19 protein-coding genes are annotated in these 19,708 nt (G+C 73.2%); 8 read left to right on the forward strand and 11 right to left on the reverse strand.

What is annotated here, in order from left to right; all coding sequences use genetic code 11:
* Window positions 1–435: 435 nt before the first annotated feature.
* Window positions 436–2,061: a hypothetical protein gene (locus tag VGO20_RS01245; RefSeq protein WP_327500459.1), complete on the forward strand. Its 1,626-nt coding sequence runs from the start codon at window positions 436–438 to the stop codon at window positions 2,059–2,061.
* Window positions 2,062–2,144: 83 nt separating this feature from the next.
* Window positions 2,145–2,930, forward strand: a complete 786-nt coding sequence (locus VGO20_RS01250; protein ID WP_327500460.1) for a hypothetical protein — start codon at window positions 2,145–2,147, stop codon at window positions 2,928–2,930.
* A gap of 9 nt (window positions 2,931–2,939) precedes the next feature.
* Here the strand turns inward: VGO20_RS01250 and VGO20_RS01255 are convergent, their stop codons facing one another.
* The 6 genes from VGO20_RS01255 to VGO20_RS01280 all read right to left on the reverse strand — a co-directional run bounded on the left by VGO20_RS01255 (window position 2,940) and on the right by VGO20_RS01280 (window position 11,810).
* A complete protein-coding gene (locus VGO20_RS01255) occupies window positions 2,940–6,158 on the reverse strand; it encodes an error-prone DNA polymerase (RefSeq protein WP_327500461.1) in 3,219 nt (1,072 codons plus the stop codon).
* Complete coding sequence (locus VGO20_RS01260; RefSeq protein WP_327500462.1) at window positions 6,155–6,490, reverse strand: endonuclease domain-containing protein; 336 nt, start codon at window positions 6,488–6,490, stop codon at window positions 6,155–6,157. The genes VGO20_RS01255 and VGO20_RS01260 overlap by 4 nt, the downstream gene beginning before the upstream one ends.
* A gap of 136 nt (window positions 6,491–6,626) precedes the next feature.
* Window positions 6,627–8,123, reverse strand: a complete 1,497-nt coding sequence (locus VGO20_RS01265) for a Y-family DNA polymerase (protein WP_327500463.1) — start codon at window positions 8,121–8,123, stop codon at window positions 6,627–6,629.
* 76 nt (window positions 8,124–8,199) lie between these two features.
* Window positions 8,200–9,582, reverse strand: a complete 1,383-nt coding sequence (locus VGO20_RS01270) for a sensor histidine kinase (RefSeq protein WP_327500464.1) — start codon at window positions 9,580–9,582, stop codon at window positions 8,200–8,202.
* Between the two features lie 10 nt (window positions 9,583–9,592).
* Window positions 9,593–10,267: a response regulator transcription factor gene (locus VGO20_RS01275; protein ID WP_327500465.1), complete on the reverse strand. Its 675-nt coding sequence runs from the start codon at window positions 10,265–10,267 to the stop codon at window positions 9,593–9,595.
* Window positions 10,268–10,301: 34 nt separating this feature from the next.
* Window positions 10,302–11,810 (reverse strand): Do family serine endopeptidase, encoded by a 1,509-nt coding sequence (locus VGO20_RS01280; protein ID WP_327500466.1) that lies wholly within the window; start codon window positions 11,808–11,810, stop codon window positions 10,302–10,304.
* Window positions 11,811–11,938: 128 nt separating this feature from the next.
* Between VGO20_RS01280 and VGO20_RS01285 the strand changes: the two genes are divergently transcribed.
* Both VGO20_RS01285 and VGO20_RS01290 read left to right on the forward strand, forming a co-directional pair.
* The gene (locus tag VGO20_RS01285) at window positions 11,939–12,202 is read left to right on the forward strand and encodes a hypothetical protein (protein ID WP_327500467.1); all 264 of its coding nucleotides are present in this window, start codon (window positions 11,939–11,941) and stop codon (window positions 12,200–12,202) included.
* Window positions 12,203–12,271: 69 nt separating this feature from the next.
* Window positions 12,272–12,496: a hypothetical protein gene (locus VGO20_RS01290; RefSeq protein WP_327500468.1), complete on the forward strand. Its 225-nt coding sequence runs from the start codon at window positions 12,272–12,274 to the stop codon at window positions 12,494–12,496.
* Between the two features lie 11 nt (window positions 12,497–12,507).
* Here VGO20_RS01290 and VGO20_RS01295 read toward each other — a convergent pair whose 3' ends face one another.
* On the reverse strand, window positions 12,508–13,254 hold the full coding sequence (locus tag VGO20_RS01295) for an ImuA family protein (RefSeq protein ID WP_327500469.1): 747 nt from the start codon (window positions 13,252–13,254) through the stop codon (window positions 12,508–12,510).
* 108 nt (window positions 13,255–13,362) lie between these two features.
* Window positions 13,363–13,755, reverse strand: coding sequence for a hypothetical protein (locus VGO20_RS01300; RefSeq protein ID WP_327500470.1), 393 nt, complete (start codon window positions 13,753–13,755; stop codon window positions 13,363–13,365).
* 192 nt (window positions 13,756–13,947) lie between these two features.
* On the opposite strand from VGO20_RS01300, the gene VGO20_RS01305 reads away from it, so the two are divergent.
* From VGO20_RS01305 to VGO20_RS01315, 3 genes are all read left to right on the forward strand, one after another.
* The gene (locus VGO20_RS01305) at window positions 13,948–14,106 is read left to right on the forward strand and encodes a YqaE/Pmp3 family membrane protein (protein WP_327500471.1); all 159 of its coding nucleotides are present in this window, start codon (window positions 13,948–13,950) and stop codon (window positions 14,104–14,106) included.
* A 7-nt stretch (window positions 14,107–14,113) separates the two neighbouring features.
* On the forward strand, window positions 14,114–14,485 hold the full coding sequence (locus tag VGO20_RS01310; RefSeq protein ID WP_327500472.1) for a DUF4112 domain-containing protein: 372 nt from the start codon (window positions 14,114–14,116) through the stop codon (window positions 14,483–14,485).
* Between the two features lie 81 nt (window positions 14,486–14,566).
* Window positions 14,567–15,187, forward strand: coding sequence for a glutathione S-transferase family protein (locus VGO20_RS01315; RefSeq protein ID WP_327500473.1), 621 nt, complete (start codon window positions 14,567–14,569; stop codon window positions 15,185–15,187).
* 126 nt (window positions 15,188–15,313) lie between these two features.
* Here VGO20_RS01315 and VGO20_RS01320 read toward each other — a convergent pair whose 3' ends face one another.
* On the reverse strand, window positions 15,314–16,633 hold the full coding sequence (locus VGO20_RS01320) for a hypothetical protein (protein WP_327500474.1): 1,320 nt from the start codon (window positions 16,631–16,633) through the stop codon (window positions 15,314–15,316).
* A gap of 84 nt (window positions 16,634–16,717) precedes the next feature.
* A complete protein-coding gene (locus VGO20_RS01325; protein ID WP_327500475.1) occupies window positions 16,718–18,400 on the reverse strand; it encodes a thiamine pyrophosphate-binding protein in 1,683 nt (560 codons plus the stop codon).
* Between the two features lie 187 nt (window positions 18,401–18,587).
* Here VGO20_RS01325 and VGO20_RS01330 point away from each other — a divergent pair, with 187 nt between their 5' ends.
* Window positions 18,588–19,001, forward strand: coding sequence for a GFA family protein (locus VGO20_RS01330; RefSeq protein ID WP_327500476.1), 414 nt, complete (start codon window positions 18,588–18,590; stop codon window positions 18,999–19,001).
* A 15-nt stretch (window positions 19,002–19,016) separates the two neighbouring features.
* On the opposite strand, the gene VGO20_RS01335 is transcribed toward VGO20_RS01330, so the two are convergent.
* Window positions 19,017–19,679 carry a phosphoribosyltransferase gene (locus VGO20_RS01335; protein ID WP_327500477.1) on the reverse strand — a complete coding sequence of 221 codons (663 nt, stop codon included), beginning with the start codon at window positions 19,677–19,679 and terminating at the stop codon, window positions 19,017–19,019.
* Window positions 19,680–19,708 lie beyond the last annotated feature (29 nt).

The following is a 19,708-nucleotide window of genomic DNA, read 5'->3' on the forward strand; positions in this document are numbered from 1 at the left end:
CGCCCATGCCGGGCTCGGCCAGCAGCGTCTCGCCCGCGGCCGGGTCGGCGTAGCCGATCATGCGCGCCGCGGTGGCGGGAGTGGCGCCGTTGGCGACCAGGCGGCAGAACAGTTCCTGGCGGGGGTCGAGCGTCACGGGCCTGCTCCTTCCGGTCGAGGAAAGGCAGTATGGAACAAAGCACGAACTCGGTCAAGCTTGTTCCGAAAGTGGTACCCCGGTTGCGAGCAACCGTTGCGTCAAAAGCCGGAATGGTCTGTAATTGCCGTACCTTCACGCATTCTTTTTTTGCGCGTTCGACCGGCACGCAGCGAGCAGGCCTGACCTTGTCCGAGCCCACACCCGAGACCGCCCCGCCGAAAGCATACTACGAACTGCATACGTATCACGGCACGTACTGGTTGTGCGCGCGGCGGTTCCGCACCGGACGCGAGGCCATGACCGCCGCCGAACAGGCGGCGGCGGACAAGATCGGCCAGGCCGTGCGGATCGCGCGCTGCATCGAGCATCCCGGCTACGGGCATGTCGGCCGCACGATCGTCTACCGCGCGGTCGAGGGCGAGACGGTCGTCGACCCGTCGGCATCCCTGCTCCTCCCGGAGGTGCCGGAGACCTGCGCGACGCCGGCCGACCTGCGCGCCGACCGCGGCCGCGAGGCGGTGATCGGCGTCCTGGGACGCTGGCTGGAGGAGAACCACGCGACCGCGGTCGAGCTGCTGCATTCCGAGGCGCTGGCGGTCAAGCTGAACAACGCCGGCACCACCCTGCAGGGCGCGCTCCAGAAGGTCGCGGTCGCCCAGGCGTCCGGAACGGACGTCCCGGTCCAGAAGCGGTACCGGGAGCTGGTGACCCTGGCCGACGCCGTGATCTCGGAGCTGCACGGCGAGTCGCGGCGCAACCCCGCCCGCGCGCTTGGTCCCGGCGAGTACGGGCGCTGGTGCGCGGCGCTGGCGGAGGGGGCCGGAGGCGAGGCCCTGCGGATCGCGCAGTACCGGGCGCTCGCCGCTTCGCTGGCGGACTGCAAGACCTGGCTCGCGAAGCTCGACCGGCTGGGCGCGCTGGCCGAGGACGACCTGCCGCTGCGGGACGTCGTGCCGCTGGACGCGATCGCGGCCGAGATCGCCACCATGCCCGGCGCGGCACTCGAACTCGCCGGCCCCGGAGCCGACCGCCTCGCCGCCATCGGCGCGCTGATCCGGCTGCATGCCGGCCAGGTGGAGCTTCCCCACGCGCCCGGGCTGGCCGGCATCGACGCGCTGAACCGGCTGATCCGGGCGGGGCGGTGCCCGCGCCTGCGCAGCGCGGTGCAGAAGCGCCTGCTGGTCGAGCTGGGGGGCACGGTCCCGCTGCAGTCCAGCGCGGCGCTGTGGAACCTCGCCCAGGCGCTGCACATGCTGCGCGACCGCATGGTCGAGGCCCCGCCGCTCGGCGACGACCAGGAACTGCGCGACGCGCTGGAGCTGCGGGCCCTGCGCGGGATCTCGCCCGAGAACGTGGCCGAGGTGCTGTCCAAGGCGGGGCGGTCGCCCTCGGACCGCCTGCGCGTGCTCGTCCGTCTCGCCGACCTGATGCCCTACGCGAGCAGCAAGGCGCGCATCCTGGAATTCGCGGTCGGGACGTTCTCGACCGAGGACCTCGTGCGCGAGGCGACCGGCCCGAAGGGCGACCGGGCGGCGGCGATCCCGAAGCTGGTCGAGCTGCACCGGATGGTCACCGGAGCGGAGATCGACGCGGAGGCGAAAGCCCGGCTGTGCGGGGAGCTGGACGGCATGCTCGGCGACCTGATCCGCGTCGACGTGCTGGGCGCGCAGGGCCGTTCCTTCTTCGACCGCGTGATGCAGCTGATCCGCCTGTGCAGCGCGTGCCCGCTGCCCGAGGGCAAGGCGCGCCGCCTCGCGACCGAGGCCGTCGGCCGCGCGGTCGCGAGCCAGGAGTTCCTGACGCCGTTCCTGAAGCGCTTCTCGACCGACAGCGAGAAGAAGCAGGCGCTGACCCAGCTCCGCGACGTCCTGGTCGCCGCCGGCCTCGGCCGCAGCGCGGCTCCCACCGAAGCCGGCGGTTGAAGAGACCCCTTTCAACGCTCTTGACACTGGTTGTGGGATAGATATCCTATCTACGTCGCAAACAAGGACGTGGAGCCCAGGCCATGGCGTTCACCCCGGTCCCCATCCAACCTCTCCGGGTCAAGACGGCGCCCGAGCCGGTCCCGATCGTCGGCGAGGGCACGCTGGCGCCCCGGCGCGAGGCGTTCTGCCGCCACGTCGCGTCGGGCGCTCCCCCGACGGCCGCCGCCCGCCTGGCCGGCTTCCCGTGGATGACGGCGAAGTCCTGCGCGCGCGCCCTGCTGGCCGAGCCGGACGTCGCGGCGCGGGTGTGCGAGATCGCGGTCGCCTGCCGCACCCGGCGCCAGGACCTGCGCAGCCGGCTGCTGTCGCGCCTGCTGCGCGTCCTCGACGTGGCGCTGGCCGCCGGCGACCGCACCGACGCGCTGCGCGCGCTGCGCATCGCCCAGGGCTTCGAGGGCGAGCCGGCCGACCCGCTTGCCGGCCTGCTCGCCGACGACGTCGAAGAGGTGGCGCCGGCGGACCCGGCCGACCTCGTGGAGGACGGCCCGCCGCCGGCGATGCCGCCGCTGCCGCTGGCCCATGCGCCGCTGCAAGGACCGATGGACTCGCCCGAGACCCTGGAGGGGATCAGCGACCTGCTGCGGGACGCCGAGACCTGGCTGCCGTCGATCACGCGCTGCCGCAAGGCGGCCGACGCGGTGTTCAGGCTGATGGAGGACCACAACGGCCATCTGCCCGACGACTACGACGTCCGCAACTACCCCTGGGGCCTCGGCGACTACTACCGCGACGAGCTGATCGAAAGCCGCCGCGCCCGCGGCCTCGACCCCATCGACGGCCGCCCGCTGCGCACGCCGAAGCAGTAGGCCCGGGGGTCACCGGAAATTCCGGCCGTCCGGGAATATCTTGCGCTTTTCCGGGCGTTCTTCCGGGCCGGTCCCGGGCTGGCCCGGCGGGGGGCGGTACCAGGCGCCGGTCAGCTCGGCAAGGCGCGGGGTCAGGTCGAACAGGCGCTCGGCCCTGAGGTGGATCACCTCGTCCTGCCTCTGCACGCGGCCGGTCGCGGCCAGCAGGCGGGCGGTCAAGATCTCGCGGCGGAAGCGCTCGAACACGTCGGGCATCACGACCAGGTTGGCGATGCCGGTCTCGTCCTCCAGCGTCACGAAGACGACGTCGGTGCTGCCGGGGCGCTGGCGCACCAGCACCAGCCCGGCGACCGTCAGGCGCGTGCCGTCCCGCGCCTCCTTCAGCCGGTCGGTCGCCTGGATGCGCGCCGCGGCCAGCCCGTCGCGCAGCAGCGCCAGCGGGTGGCTCTTCAGCGACAGGCTGAGGCTCGCATAGTCCTCGACGACGTGCTCGCCCAGCGGCATCTCCGGCAGCGGTGCCGCCGGCTCGGCCCGGCGCGCGCCGTCGGGCAGGCGGGCGAACAGCGGCAGCGGCGCCTCGCCCAGCGCCTTGACCGCCCACAGGGCCGCGCGCCGGTCGAGGTCCAGGGACCGGAACGCGTCCGCCCCGGCCAGCCGCTCCAGGGTCGCGGCGGGAAGGCCGGCGCGCCGCCGCAGATCCGCCGCGTCGGCGAAGTCCCCACCCTCCCCGCGCGCGCGGACCAGGGCGTCGGTCTCGTCCCGGCGCATGCCCTTGACCAGCCGCAGGCCCAGGCGCAGCGCCCGGTAGCGGCCCTCACCCACCCCTCTGCCCTGTCCCCTGGCCTGCCCCCTGGCCTCCCCCGCCTCCAGCGCGCTGTCCCAGCCGGAGCGGTTGACGTCGGGCGGCAGCACCTCGACGCCGTGGTCGCGCGCGTCGCGCACGATCTGGGCCGGGGCGTAGAAGCCCATGGGCTGGCTGTTGAGCAGCGCGCAGGCGAAGACGTCGGGGTAGTGGCACTTGACCCAGGCCGAGACGTAGACCAGCAGCGCGAAGCTCGCGGCGTGGCTCTCGGGAAAGCCGTAGTCGCCGAACCCCTCGATCTGGCGGAAGCAGCGCTCGGCGAAGGCGCGGTCGTAGCCGTTGGCGACCATGCCCTCGATCAGCTTCTCCCCGAAGGCGTGGATCGTGCCGGACTTGCGGAAGGTCGCCATGGCGCGGCGGAGCTGGTCGGCCTCGGACGGGGTGAAGCCGGCGGCGACGATCGCGATCTTCATCGCCTGTTCCTGGAACAGCGGCACGCCCAGCGTCTTGCCCAGCACCTCGCGCAGGGCCTCGGACGGGTAGTCGACCTTCTCGCGGCCCTGGCGGCGGCGCAGATAGGGATGGACCATGTCGCCCTGGATCGGCCCCGGGCGCACGATCGCGACCTGGATCACGAGGTCGTAGAAGGTGCGCGGGCGCAGCCGCGGCAGCATGCTCATCTGCGCCCGGCTCTCGACCTGGAACACGCCCAGGCTGTCGGCCCGGCACAGCATGTCGTAGACCGCCCCGTCGTCCTGCGGCACCGAGGCGAGGTCGTGGGAGACGCCGTAGTGGTGGCGCAGCAGGTCGAAGGCGCGGTGCATGCAGCTCAGCATGCCGAGCGCCAGCACGTCGACCTTCAGGATGCCGAGCGCCTCGATGTCGTCCTTGTCCCATTCGATCGTCGTGCGGTCGGGCATCGCGGCGTTCACGATCGGCGACAGCTCCGACAGCAGGCCGCGCGTGATCACGAAGCCGCCGACATGCTGGGAGAGGTGGCGCGGGAAGCCGATCAGCTCGCGCGACAGCTCGATCGCCATGGCGACGGTCGGGTCGGCGGGGTCGATGCCGTGCGCGCGCGCGCGCGCCGGGTCGATGCCCTCGCGCCCCCAGCCCCACACCGAGCCGGCGAGCCGGGCGGCCGTGTCCTCGCCGAGGCCGAGCGCCTTGCCGACCTCGCGCACCGCGCCGCGGGCCCGGTAGCGGATCACGGTGGCGGCGATGCCCGCGCGCTCGCGCCCGTACTTGGCGTAGACGTACTGGATCACCTCCTCGCGCCGCTCGTGCTCGAAGTCGACGTCGATGTCCGGCGGCTCGTCGCGGGCATCGGAGATGAAGCGCTCGAACAGCAGGCCGGTGTGCACGGGGTCGATCGCGGTGATGCCGAGGCAGTAGCACACCGCCGAGTTGGCGGCCGAGCCGCGGCCCTGGCACAGGATGCCGTTCGCGCGGGCGTAGCGGACGACGTCGTGGACGGTCAGGAAGAAGGGCGCGTAGCCGAGCCGCGCGATCAGCGCCAGCTCGTGCGCGATCTGCCGGCGGACGTCGTCCGGCACGCCCCCGGGGTAGCGCCCGGAAGCGCCCTCCAGGGTCAGGTGCTCCAGCTCCTCCTGCGGGCTGCGGCCCGCGGTCGTGATCTCGTCGGGGTATTCGTAGCGCAGCTCGTCGAGCGAGAAGGTGCAGGCGGCCGCGATCTCGGCGGTCCGCGCGACCGCGTCGGGATGGTTGCGGAACAGGCGCGCCATCTCGTCCGGGGCCTTCAGGTGCCGCTCGGCGTTGGCGGCGAGGCGCCAGCCCGCCTCGTGGACGGTGCAGTGCTCGCGGATGCAGGTCAGCACGTCCTGGAGCACGCGGCGGCCGGGGGTGTGGTAGTGGACGTCGTTGGTCGCGACCAGCGGCACGCGCAGTTCCGCCCCCAGCCCGGCGAGCCGGGCGAGGCGCCGGGCGTCGTCGCCGCGGTAGCGGTGGGTCGCGGCGAGGTGGAGGCGCCGGCCGAACGCCCGGCGGTAGTCCGCGAGCGCCTCGGCGAAGGCGGTATCGGGGTGATCGGGGGGTATGGCGGCGAGCAGCATCCCCTCGGCATGGTCGGGCAGGTCGGCCCGGAACAGCCGGCACTGGCCCTTGGCCGCGCGCCGGTTGCCGAGCGTCAGCAGGCGCGACAGCCGGGCATAGGCGGCGCGCCCGGTCGGCCAGGCGAGCAGGCTCGGCCCGTCGACGAGGTCGAGGCGGCAGCCGACCACGAGGCGGATCCCCGCCCCGCGCGCCGCCAGATGCGCCCGCACGACCCCGGCCAGCGTGTTGCGGTCGGTCACGGCGATCGCCCGGTGCCCGAGGGCCGCGGCGGTCAGGGCCAGCTCCTCCGCGTGCGAGGCGCCGCGCAGGAAGCTGAAATTGGTGGTCACCTGGAGCTCGGCGTAGCCGGTCACGGGCCACCTGCCCGCCGGACCGCCAGGAGGACGCCGTCGAGGTTGGAGAGGATGTCGGGATTGGAGAAGCGGAGCACGAGCCAGCCGCAGCCTTCGATGAAGGCGGTACGCGCCGCGTCGCCTTCCGGGGTGTGCTGGCCGCCGTCGGCCTCGACCACGAGCATGCGCTCGAGGCAGGCGAAGTCGGCCACGTAAGGGCCGATCGGGTACTGACGCCGGAACTTGAGCCCGTCGAGCTGCCGGGCACGCAGGGCGCGCCAAAGGCGCTTCTCCGCCTCGGTCGCGTCCCGGCGCAGGCGCCGGGCGACCCGGGTGCTTCCCGGGGTCACCATAACCCCTCACCCTCCCGGCCTTCGGCCGGGCCCCTCCCTCTCCCTATGGGAGAGGGAAAGAACGGCCCCTCTCCCATAGGGAGAGGGAGGGGCCCACCGCGCCAGCGGTGGGAGGGTGAGGGGAACAGGATCTCCATTATCCGAACATTCCGTGCAGGAACCATCTCGGCGTGCGGCCGGGCTGGTAGAGGCCGGCGCGGTAGACCCAGTAGCGGCAGCCGTCCTCGTCCTCGACGCGGTAGTAGTCGCGGGGCTCGCACAGCTCGCGCCACCATTCCGGCTCGATCCGCTCGGGGCCGTCGGCGCGGCGGATGCGGTGCAGGCGGTCGCGCCAGCGGAACATCACCGGCGGGTCGTCGGGCACCGGGGCCATCACCTCGATCGGCTCCGCGCGGGGCAGCAGGCGCAGCGGGCGCGGCCGGTCGGCGGGCCAGGAGGCCAGTCCAGCAGCGGACAATGCGGGCACCGGCTCGGCCATGCGCTCCGGCCACCAGCTCTCGCGCGGGGCCAGGCGCAGCACGTTGTCGAGGCCGAGCCGGCTGCCGAGGCGGTCGACCAGCTCCGCCAGGTCGGGCGGCACCCCTTCCCGGCCGTCGAAGGCGAGCTGCGCAGCACCCAGCGGCTCGGCCGCGGCGAGCAGGGTCATCACCTCGATCCCCGGGCCGGGATCGAGGTGCCCGAGCCGCTCCGCGAACAGGCGGACGAGATGGCGGGGATCGCGCGACGGCCGGCTCGTGCCGACCTCCGCCCGCTCGACCCGGCCGTCGGTGCGGAAGCCGGCGAGCTCGAGCCGCCGCGCGCCGCGCCCCGTCCGCTCCAGCCCCGCGCACAAATCCCCGGCCAGGCGGCGCAGCGCCGCCTCGATCGAGGCCGGGGCGGAGATCGGCTCGGCGAAGGCGAGGCGCGCGGAATGCGGCGGCACCGGGCGGCGCGGCGAGACCGGTTCCGCCACCAGCCCGAGCGCCTGGTCGAGCCGGCGGACCACCGCGCTGCCGAGACGCGACGCGAGCCCCGAGCGCGGCATCGCGTAGAGATCGCCGATGCGGTGCAGCCCGAACCGGCCCAGGGCCGACACCGTCTCCCCGGGCAGGCGCAACGCCGCGGCCGGCAGCGCCGCCAGCGCCGCGCGCGCGCCGCCGGGCGGCGCGATCTCCCCAAATCCAGCCCCGTACCGGGCCAGGGCGGCGGCGGCGGCGGGCGTGTCGGCGATGGCCGGCCGGCAATCGTAGCCGAAGCGATGGAGCCGGCCGGCGAGGTCGCGCAGCAGCCCCGCCTCGCCGCCGAACAGATGGGCGCAGCCCGTGACGTCGAGCAGCAGCCCGTCGGCCCCGTCCAGGCCGACCCAGGGCGTGTAGCGCCCGCACCAGTCCGCGATCCCGTCGAGCGCCCGGGCATCGGCCGCCGGGTCCGCCTCGACCGCCAGCAGGCCCGGCTCGACCGCGCGCGCGTCGGCGAGCGCCATGCCCGGCACGATCCCGGCCTCCTCGGCCAGTCCGTCCACCCCGACCACGACCGCCCGCCCCTGCCCGCCGGCGACGACCGCGAACGGCCGGGCCGCCATGCCCGGCTGCCGCCGCGCCAGCCGGTCGGCCGACAGCCTCGGCAACCATAGCGACAGGATGCGCCGCGCCATGCCCCACCTCGCCCCCGGAACACCCTCGATAAGAACATACCAAGAACACACGGAGCGGGCTCCGGTGTCAAGAGGGTCAGGGCGAGAAGGTGGTAGACCGGAACGGCTGCCCGAAGCGCAGCGAGACCGCGAGGCCGGGTTCGTTGTCGTCCAGCACCAGCTCCGCGCCGTGGAGCCGGGCGACGGCGTCGACCATGGAGAGGCCGAGGCCGTTGCCGGGCGTGCTGCGGCTGCGCTCCAGGCGGACGAACCGGTGCAGCACCCGCCCGCGCTCGTCGGCGGGGATGCCGGGGCCGCTGTCGGCGACGGCCAGCTCGGCCGAGCCGGGGGCGGCGCCCGGGCGCACCGACACCGCGATCCGGCCGCCGGCGGGCGTGTACTTGACGGCGTTGTCCAGCAGGTTGGCCACCGCCTGGGCCAGGAGGTGGCGGTGCCCCCTGATCGGCGCGTCGTGCAGGTCCGCGCCGAGCGCCACTCCCTTCTCCTCGGCGACCGGCTCGTACAGCTCGACCATCTCGCGCACGAGCCCGGCGAGGTCGAGCTGCGAGAAGGCCGCCTGCTGGTGGCCGGCCTCGGCCTCGGCGATGCTGAGCAGGGCCTGGAAGGTCGCGAGCAGCCGGTCCGCCTCGCCGAGGGCATCCTGGAGGGCCGAGCGCGCGGCGTCCTGGCCGCGCGTCTCCAGCAGCGCCAGCTCCATGCGCGAGCGCAGCCGGGTCAGCGGCGTGCGCAGGTCGTGGGCGACGCTCTCGGCGACGTGCCGCATCTCCTGCATCAGCCGTTCGATCCGGTCGAGCATGGCGTTGAGGTTGCGCGCCAGCTCGTCCAGCTCGTCGCCGCCGGCCGAGACGACGATGCGCTGGTGCAGCTCGCCGGTCATGATCTTGCGGGTCGTGCGGTTGATGGCGTCGACCCGGCGCATCACGTCGCGGCTGATCAGGACCCCGCCGACCGTGCCCAGCCCGATCGTCAGCACGACCGCCCAGGCCAGCGAGAAGACGAGCCGGTCCTGGAACTCGCCGCGCTCGCGCAGGTCGCGGCCGACCAGGAGGCGGAACCCGCCCGGCAGGACGAAGACGCGGGCGCGCGCGCCGTGGATCTCGCCGTTCCCGGCGGCCGGCGCGTCGGCCAGCACGAACTCGATCCAGCCGCCGTCCTCCGGCTCCACCTCGGGCCAGTGCGACAGGTTGCCGGCGATCGGGTTCAGGCGGGGATCGGTGAACAGGTAGAGGGCGTTGGTGCGCGGCTGGCGGCTGCGCTGCTCGATCACCTCAGCGAGGCCGCGCAGGCCGCGCTGGCGGTACTGCTCGCGCAGCCCTTCCAGCTCGGCGGCGATGGTCTCGCCGGCCTGGCGGTCGAGGAAGCCGGCGGTCGTGTAGTAGATCGCGCCGAGGATGATCAGGACCGAGGCGGTGAACAGCCAGATATAGACGAGGGCGACCCGGAAGGTCGTCGTGCGCAAGAGCCGGGTATCAAGCACGAAGGCTGTACCCGACGCCGCGCACGGTGTGGATCATCGGCGTCGGGAAGTCGCGGTCGATCTTCTGGCGCAGGCGCGCCACGTGGACGTCGATGACGTTGGTCTGGGGGTCGAAATGATAGTCCCAGACGTTCTCCAGCAGCATGGTCCGGGTCACCACGCTGCCGGCATGCCGCATCAGGTATTCCAGCAGCCTGAACTCGCGCGGCAGCAGCTCGATCGGGCGGCCGGCGCGCCGGACCGTGCGGGCCAGCAGGTCCATCTCGAGGTCGCCGGCCTCCAGCCGGGTCCGGACCGAGGGCTCGGCCGCCCGGCGGCGGCCCAGCGCCTCGACCCGGGCCAGCAGCTCGGAGAAGGCGTAGGGCTTCGTAAGGTAGTCGTCGCCGCCGGCGCGCAGTCCCTGCACGCGGTCGTCGACGCTGCCGAGCGCGCTGAGGATCAGCGCCGGCGTCTGGTTGCCGGTCGCCCGCAGCACGCCGACCAGCGACAGCCCGTCGCGGCCGGGCAGCATGCGGTCGACGACCAGGACGTCGTAGTTCTCGGCACCCGCCATGAACAACCCGTCCTTGCCGTCGGCCGCATGGTCGACGACGTGCCCGCTCTCGGTCAGGCCCTTGACCAGGAAGGCGGCGGCCTGGGCATCGTCCTCTATGACGAGCACCCTCATGGGAAGAACATCCTCATGACCGCCGTATCTGGTGTCAGGCCCGGGTGATTTCGAGGGCCACGAACTGCTCGGTCCCGCCGCGGTGCAGGCGCACCAGCAGGGACTTGCGGCCGGCCTTCTCGGCTTCCTCGACCTTCGCCGCCACCTCGGCCGGGCTGGAGACCGGGTCGCGGCCGACCGAGGTGATGACGTCGCCGGGGCGGACCTTTTCGGCGTTGGCGCCCTCGCCGGCACCGACCACGACCACGCCGCTGACGTCCTCGCCCAGGCCGAGGCGCTGGCGCATCTGCTCGTCGAGGGCGGAGAGCTGGAGGCCGAGGGCCGCCTTGTCGGACGGGGCCTCGCCCGCGGACGCGACCTTCACCGGGTCGCCGGGCATCGTGCCGACCGCGAGGTCGACGGTCTCGGTCTCGCCCTGGCGGTAGAGGCCGAGCTCGACCGTGCCGCCGGGCTTGGTCGCGGCCACGGCGCGGGTGACGTCGCGCAGGTCCTTCACCGGCTTGCCGGCGACCGAGACGATCACGTCGCCGGGCTGGAGGTCGGCACGGTCGGCAGGGCCGTCATCGACCACGTCGGCGACCAGCGCGCCTTCCAGGTCCCCGGCGCCCAGGCTCTCGGCGATCTCGGGCGTCACCGGCTGGATCTGCACGCCGATCCAGCCGCGCTCGACCGAGCCGGTCTCGCGGAGCTGGGCGATCACGGGCATGGCGAGGTTGGCTGGGATCGCGAAGCCGATGCCGACCGAGCCGCCCGAGGGCGAGAAGATCGCCGTGTTGATGCCGACCACCTTGCCGCTCATGTCGAAGGTCGGCCCGCCGGAATTGCCGCGGTTGATGGCGGCGTCGATCTGCAGGAAGTCGTCGTAGGGGCCGGCGTTGATGTCGCGCGAACGCGCCGACAGGATGCCCGCGGTCACCGTGCCGCCGAGGCCGAACGGGTTGCCGATCGCCACCACCACGTCGCCGACCCGGGTCGCGTCGCTGTCGGCGAACTCGACATGGGGCAGCGGCTTCTCGGGCTCGACCTTCAGCAGGGCGACGTCGGTCTTCGGGTCGGTGCCGATCAGCTTGGCCGGCAGGGTGGTGCCGTCCGACAGGGTGATCTCGATCCCACCGGCGCCGTCGATCACGTGGTTGTTGGTGACGACGTAGCCGGAGGGATCGATGACGAAGCCGGAGCCCTGGGCGACGCCCTCGCGGCCGGGCATCTCGGGCCCGTGCGGCGTCGGCGCGCCGAAGCGGCGGAAGAATTCCTCGTAGGGCGCGCCGGAGGGGGCGGCGACCTCGGGACCGGCCTTGCGCACGGTGGAGACGTTGACGACGGCGGGCATCACCGCCTCGACCAGGTCCGCGAAGGAACCGTGCTGCTCCAGCAGGGCCGGCGGGACGGCGGCGGTGGCCGCGGGCGGGACCGTGGCGGCCCCGAACGAAGCCAGCATGCCCGCGCACAGAACCAGGGCGGTGGTGCGGCGCACCGCGACGGCGGTGCGCTGCACGGGGGCGGTGGTGCGGCGCAGGCGGCTGGCGAACGGGCTGTTTCTCATGGCGTTGCTTCCGGTCGGATGGGAAATGCTGACCCGGAAGATGGGGCCGGCCGGATTACGGCGCCCTTACGGGAACATTAAATTCCTGAAAGGTTGGAATGGTCCCGCCGCCCCCCATCTGGAAAGGCATGGACTACGCCGCAGCAGCGCTCCTGCTCGTCCTGGCCGCCGGGGACGGGATCTCGCGCCCCTATCTCGACCCGCCGCGCGAGCCCCTCTCGCCGGTGGAGCGGGGCCGGATCGAGCTGCAGCGCGACCTGCTGGACGGCGCCGAGCGCCTGTTCGAGCGCCGCCGCGCGCTCGGCATCCTCGACCCCTTCGACGAACGCGAGCGCCTCCAGCTCGGCGCCGAGCGCGACCGGCTGGAACGCGCCCTGCGCGAGCGGCGCTGAGGGCCGCATGGCCGGCTTGTACTCCTCGGGGGTACATGACAGAGTCACTCTATCGCTTCCGAGGCGGGCATGACGATCACATTGCGACGCGACATCGAGAGGCTGGCCCGTCAACGTGCCGCCGACCGTGGCTTCTCCGACGTGTCGGACTATCTGGCACAGCTGATCGCGGCAGACGGCGACGATCTTGCGCTCGAAGCCGAACTGCTCCCGGCGCTCGATGAAAGCAATGACTCGGATATCAACATTCAGGAACTGAGGGCTGGCGGACGGGCCCTGCGCGAGCGGCGCTGAGGGCCGGGCCCTCACCCTCCCACCGCTACGCGGCGGGCCCCTCCCTCTCCCGTTGCACGGGAGAGGGGAATTTCGGGTTCGGCGCGCAGGCCGTCCGGGTGCCATTCCATCGTCCACTCGCCGGGCCGGCCGCCGCGGCAGCGCAGCAGGCGGGCGCGCCAGCGCGGCCTACCCATGCCCGGCTCGCCCGGCGACGGCAGGCTCGGCGCCGGGGCCAGCGTCCAGCGGGTGGCGGCGGAGGTGGCGCCGGCCTTCCTGTCGGGCAGGTCGCGACGCAGCACGAACCCCGTCGCCCCGCCCGCCTCGGCGGCGAGCTGCAGGCGCCGGCCGGCGGTCGGATCGAGCCCCGGCACCTCCCCCAGGACCGCGCCGATGCCGCGGCAGCGCAGCACCTCCTCCATCGCCCACAGGATGTCGGCGCCGCGGACGGCGCGCACCACGATCAGCCGCTCCGGGCCGAGGCCGTAGGCGGCGAGCCCCGGGGCGTGGAGGTCGAGGCCGCGGCCGATCCACACCGCCGGACCGTGCCGCTCGGCGATGCGGCCGAGCAGCGCCGCCGCGAAGCCGGTCGCCGCGCCGCCGCCAGGATCGCCCTCGCCCGCCAGCTCGTGCAGGCAGCCGAGCGGCAGGCCGCCGGGCAACGCCGCATCGAGCGCGGGGCCGAGCGGCAGCACCCGGCCGTCCTCGCCGCCGATACCCTCGATCCGCCGGATCCGGCTGCGCAGATCCGCCAGCAGGCCTGCCTTGGCCGTGGACATGTCGAACCCCCCGGCTTCGCGCGAACGTGTTCTCTTTTCGTTCTAGCTGGCGGAGGCCTGTTCGTCAAGCCCGGCCCGGAACGGTGCCGGCGCGAATATCTTCCGGCTTCAGCCCGGAGTGCGGACCAAGCGGCGGCGGCGCGGCTCGACGGGAGGGGCGCGGACCAGGCGCACCTCCTTGTTGAAGTTCATCGTGATCATCAGGGTCGCGGCCCCCTTGATGACGTAGAGGACCTTCTCCGACTCCGCGGGCAGCGGCACGCGCCGCCCCATGCAATAGGAGATCAGCGCCGCCGCGACCTCGCTCTCCGGCAGGGTGAACTCCTCCGTGCGGCCGTGGTCGTTGACGACCTCCAGGACCGTCGTCACCGTATCCTCGACCGAGAAGCGGACCGCCTGCACGGTGCCCGGCGGCAGCGGCTCGCCCCGCTTGCGCTTGCGGTCGATGATGGCGCTGACGAGCTCGCGCTCGGAGAAGACGATGCAGCGCAGTTCCTTCATGCCCAACCAGCCCCCTGTACGGACGGAGCGGAGAATACAGCCGGCGCAGCACCTGTGGCGGAAATTTTTCGCGCCGCCGGCCGGGACCGCGCGTCCCGGCATTCCCGCCAGGAACGCCGGCCAGGAACGAACGCCGCCAGCCCGTGTTTCACCTGCCACGACCAGAGGAAACCATTACGAAAGCCCGGCCCGATGGACCTCGTCCGCATTCTCCTGGCGATCCTGCTGCCGCCCCTGGGGGTCTTCCTGCAGGTCGGCATCGGCCTGCATTTCTGGGTCAACATCCTGCTGACCCTGCTGGGCTACATCCCCGGCATCATCCATGCGATCTACGTCATCATCAAGAAATAGGCCCGGCGTGGATCGCGACAGTGCGAGCCCGGCCACCCATTACGAGCGGCTCCTCCAGCTACAGCGCATGGCCGACCTGCTCGACAGCCGCTGGCGCATCCCGGGCACGCGCTGGCGCTTCGGCCTGGATGGGGTCGCCAGCGTCGTGCCGGTCGTCGGCGACACGCTGACGGCCGGCTTCTCCGCCTACATCATCTGGCAAGCGGCCTCGTTCGGCGTGCCCAAATGGCTGCTCGGGCGCATGATCGCCAATGCCGGCCTCGACTGGGCCGTCGGCTCGATCCCCGTGCTCGGAACCGTGTTCGACGTCGCCTTCAAGGCCAACCGCCGCAACCTCGCCCTGCTGACCCGGCACCTGGAACAGCGCTACACGCGCTGACGGAGGGGCGTGAGGGTGGAAAAAATCCGCCGATCGGATACAAATCGCCGATCGCCGGAAACGGCACGGCAGGGGTGCCCCATGATCACGCTCTACACCAGCGCGACGCCCAACGGTCACAAGGCGTCAGTGATGCTCGAGGAACTCGGGCTCGACTACGAGGTCCGCACGATCAGCGTCGCCGAGGGCCAGAACCTGACGCCGCACTACCTGGAGATCAGCCCCGCCGGCAAGATACCGGCGCTGGTCGAGACCGGCGCCGACGGCACGGAGCGCCGCATCTTCGGCTCGGCCGCGATCCTCCAGCATCTCGCCGAGGCCCATGGGCGCCTGCTGCCGACCGACCCCGCGCAGCGCGCCGAGGCGCTGAGCTGGCTGTCGGTCGCCACCAGCGACCTGGGGCCGGCGGCGGTCAGCCTGTACCGCTTCGCGGTGCTGGCGCCCGAGAAGCTCCCCTACGCGATCGATCTCTTCAAGCGCGAGACCGAGCGGTGCTGGCGCGCGATCGAGACGCGCCTCGCGACCAGCCCCCACCTGGCCGGGCCCGACTACTCGATCGCGGACATCGCGGCGTTCCCCTTCGCCGCGGCGGCGGCCAGGGCACGGCCGGCCTTTCTCGACGCCTGGCCGAACGTCAAGCGCTGGCACGACACGATCGCGGCACGCCCGGCGGTCCAGCGCGGCATGGCCGTGCCGGGCTGAGCATCGGGCGGTATATAGTAGCCCTCATACGCCGGGCGGCCCGCTCCGCGGGCCTGGGCTTCGCGCCTGACGGCGCGGGGCCGCCTTGCGGCCCTCGCCGAAGGTCGGACCTTCGACGCGGCGACATCACTCCCGGCGGATATCCGCCGGGAGCCCCATGAACGTGAGTTCGCGGCGCGCGTATTCGGCGTCGCCCACCCGCGTCACCATGATGACGTCGCACAGGCCGACCTTGATCGCGGCGGCCCGGTTCGATGCCGGAACGATCATGCTGTTGCCGAACACCGACCGGCCCAGGATCACGTTCTCGCCGCTGACGCAGGCGGTGTAGCGCGGGTAGTCGGTCGGGCTCAACCGATCCGGGGGCGCAACGACGAACACTCCCGCGGCGTCGGCCCCGGCGGCCGGCGGCGGAGCCACGGCCCTGCGCTGCGCCGTTTCCCGCTGGGTCTCCCGCTGGGGCGCCAGGCGCGTCACCGGCTGGGAGGCGGCCGCTTGCGACTTGGGCTCGGGCCGTGCGTCGAGGCTCGCCGGCTGCGGGGCGGGCATGGCCGGTGGCGGCGGTGCCAGCGACGGCGGTGGTGCCGGTGGCGGTGACGGCGGCGCGGCGGCGGCGGCCTGGGCCCGGCGCGTGTTCGGCGGCGTCGGCGGCCGGGGCAGGAGCACCGCATCGGCGGAGGGGGCGGGATTCGGCACCACCCCCGCGATCGGCGGCCCGGGCGGGCGCGGCCAGCTCACCGGAAGGGGGCTCGAAAAGGACGTCGACGGCGCCAGGGACGGCGGCAGGGGCGCGGCCGGCGCGAGGATCGCGGCATCGACGGCCGGGGCGGCGTCTTCGGGCTCGGGTCCGGGCCCGGTTTCGGCCTGGGCCTCGGGGGGCAGGTACACGTCGGGCAGATCCGGCACGGTCGGGACCACGGCGGCCTGCACCGGAACCTCCGGTACCGGCGGGATCGGGGGCTGGACCTGGATCACGGCCGGGGCCACGGGCCCGGCAAGCGGTTCCGGCGCGGCGTCGGGTCCGGCGTCGGGTCCGGCATCGGGCCTGGCGTCGGGGGGGAGGAAATCCAGCTCCGGCTCGAATCCCGGGCCGCCCGCGACCTCGGCTTCCGCCGGCCCGGCGTCCCGTTCCACCGCTATCACGGGGGCTGCCATGATCGGGGCAGCCATGACCGGGGCAGCCATGACCGGGGCAGCCACGACCGGGGCAGCCACGACCGGAGCCGTCACTGTCGGGGCCGCCGGTACCGGCGCAGGGGCGCGCGGCGCGGGTATGCGCGCGCCGAACGGCACCTCCGCCCGCACGACGGTGTCGGGCGGGACGAGCTGGCGTGGACCACCCGACGCGGCGCGCCCGGCGCCGGCCGGGTCCGCGCGACCCGGCGGCGGCAGGACCAGCCATACCGCGGTGAGAGCAACCAAGCTGACCTTGTACCAGCGCTCCATCACGCACCCCCTATCAATAGGGGTAACCCGAGTGGCGCTCCAGTGCAACCGATACGGCGATCAGGGACCGATTCAGGGGCCGATTCAGTCCCGGCCGCGCAGCGCCGCCTCGCGGATGGCGCTCAGCGTCGTGCCGGTCGTGATGACCTCCGGGTCCATGCGCAGCTCGATCAGCGCCGCCCGCCCGCAGGACAGCGCCTCCTCGAAGGCCGGGAAGAATTCCTCCGTGCGCTCGACCGCGGCGCCGAACGCGCCGTAGCTGCGGGCGAGCTGGGCGAAGTCCGGGTTGGTCAGGTCGGTCGCGCTGACGCGCCCGGGGTGGTGCCGCTCCTGGTGCATGCGGATCGTCCCGTACATACCGTTGTTGAACACCAGGATCACCGGGGCCGCCCCGGCGTGCATCGCGGTCGCCAGCTCCTGCCCGCTCATCATGAAGCCGCCGTCGCCGACCATCGCGACCACGGTGCGCTCGGGGCACGCGATCTTGGCCGAGACCGCCGCCGGGACCGAATAGCCCATGGCGCCGCTGGTCGGGCCGAGCTGGCGCCCCGGACGCCGGTAGCTCAGGAAACGGTGGCCCCAGCCGCTGAAGTTGCCGGCGTCGAAGGTCACGATCGCGTCCGCGGGCAACCTGTCGCGCAGCTGCACGAAGATGCGGCCGAGGTCGAGCGCGCCGCCGTAGGGGACGGGCTCCAGCCAGGCCAGGTAGTCCTGCCGCACGGCCCCGGCCCACTCGCTCCAGCGCGGTGCGGCGACGGGGCGGCGGCCCGCCAGCGCCTCGGCGATCTGCGCCGGTCCCGCCTGGATCGCGAGGTCGGGCCGGTAGACCCGGCCCAGCTCCTCGGCGCTGGCATGGACGTGGACCAGCCGGGGCCTGGCCTGGGGCGGCTCGACCAGCTCGTAGCCCTGGGTCGTGATCTCGCCGAGCCGCGCGCCCAGCACGATCAGCAGGTCCGCTTCCCGCACGCGCGCCAGCAGCCTGGGGTTCGGGCCGGTGCCGAGGTCGCCGGCATAGCTCGGGCTGGTGTTGTCCATGATGTCCTGGCGCCGGAACGAGCAGCACACCGGCAGGCGGTTCGCCTCGGCCCAGCCCTTCAGCGCCGCCGAGGCGGCATCCGTCCAGCCGCTGCCGCCGACCAGGACCATCGGCCGCTCGGCGGCAGCCAGCATCTCCTCCAGCGCCGTCAGGTCGGTGGGCGCCGGCCAGGCCTGGACGCGGCGATAGGGGCCGGTGTCGGCGACGGCGACGCGCTCGCGCAGCATGTCCTCCGGCAGGGCCAGCACGACGGGCCCCGGCCGGCCGCTGGTCGCGACGTGGAAGGCGCGGCTGACGAATTCGGGGATGCGCGCCGCCTCGTCGATCTGGGCCGCCCATTTCGCGACCGGAGCGAACATGCGGCGATAGTCGATCTCCTGGAACGCCTCGCGCTCCTCCTGGTCGCGCGCGACCTGGCCCACGAACAGGATCATCGGCGTCGAGTCCTGCATCGCCGTGTGCACGCCGATCGAGGCGTTGCACGCCCCCGGGCCCCGGGTCACGAAGCAGATGCCGGGCCGGCCGGTCAGCTTGCCGTAGGCCTCCGCCATGTTCGCGGCGCCGCCTTCCTGCCGGCAGGTGACGAGGCGCAGGTCGCGCGCGTCATGGAAGGCGTCCAGCACTTCCAGATAGCTCTCGCCGGCGACGCAATAGGCGAGGTCGGCGCCGTGGACGCGCAGCGCGTCGACGAGGATCTGGCCGCCGGAACGGGGGTCGGGGATGCTGGGCATGACGGGGACCGGACTACTGGAGGAAAACCGTTGGACGGGCGAGTTAAGGACGCCCGCCGCTTCCCGTCAAGCGCCGGGGCGCCGCCGCCCGATCACGCCGCACGGTATCGCGAGCTCCGGCCGATGGACGATCCGGCCGAGATGACGGATGCTGCCGCCCCGGGTCCGAGCCTTGCAGGTGATGTACATGACACGAATCACGAATGGCGGCTGTCTGTGCGGTGCCGTCACGTTCCGGATCGCCGGCGAGTTCGGGAGCTTCTTCCTTTGCCACTGCGCGCGGTGCCGCAAGGGCACGGGATCGGCACACGCGGCCAACCTGTTTTCGACGGCGGCGGAGATCACTTGGCTGTCGGGCAACGACGGCATCAAGTCCTACACGGTCCCCGGGACCCGGCACGAAAGAAGCTTCTGCACCGAATGCGGGTCCGCCCTTCCGAGCCTTCAGATGAACGGTGCCTTGCTGGTCGTTCCTGCCGGAAGCCTCGACGACGCGCCGGACATGCGGCCGGATGCGCATATCTGCTTCGCGAGCCGGGCGCGGTGGGACGCGGGATTGGAAGAGCTGCCGAAAATCGACGGGCTTCCGGGCCAGACCTGACGTCGGGCCGGGACGTCACCGGGTGGCGCGGTTCAGCAGCTCGATCACCTCGACGTCCTCGACCTGGCGGAAATCGCGGTAGAACCGGCCGACCGAGCCGAGCTCGGCGGGCGTCTCGAGCACGACGATCTCGTCGTAGGAGCCGGCCAGGTCGTCGACGACCCCGCGCGGGGCGACCGGGACCGCGAGCACCAGCCTGGACGGGCCGGCCGCCCGCAAGGCCCTGGAGGCGGCGCGCGCGGTCGAGCCCGTGGCGATGCCGTCGTCGACGACGATGCAGGTCCGGCCCGCGACCATCGGGCGCGGCCGGCCGCCCAGATAGACGTCGCGCCGGCGCTCGATCTCGACGATCTGGTCCCGGCTCGCGCGCTCGACGTAGTCGATGGGCACCGCAAGGCTGCGCACGACCTCCGAGTTGACGAAGACGACCGGCTCGTCCCCGTCGACGACCGCGCCGATCGCCAGCTCGGGGTTGCCCGGCGCCCCGATCTTGCGCACCACGGCCACGTCCAGCGGGCATCCGAGCGCGGACGCGATCTCGAAGCCGACGGGCACGCCGCCGCGCGGCAGCGCCAGGACCGCCGGCCGTTCCGGCGCCAGCGCCCTCACCCGCGCGGCGAGCCTGCGGCCCGCGTCCCGGCGATCCTCGAAAGCCGGTCCGGCGTCGCTCCACTCCATCGCCTCGCTCTCCGTTGCGGCACCCCCAT

The sequence above is a fragment of the Arenibaculum sp. genome (genome assembly GCF_035998295.1).
Lineage (GTDB): Bacteria > Pseudomonadota > Alphaproteobacteria > Azospirillales > Azospirillaceae > DASYHS01.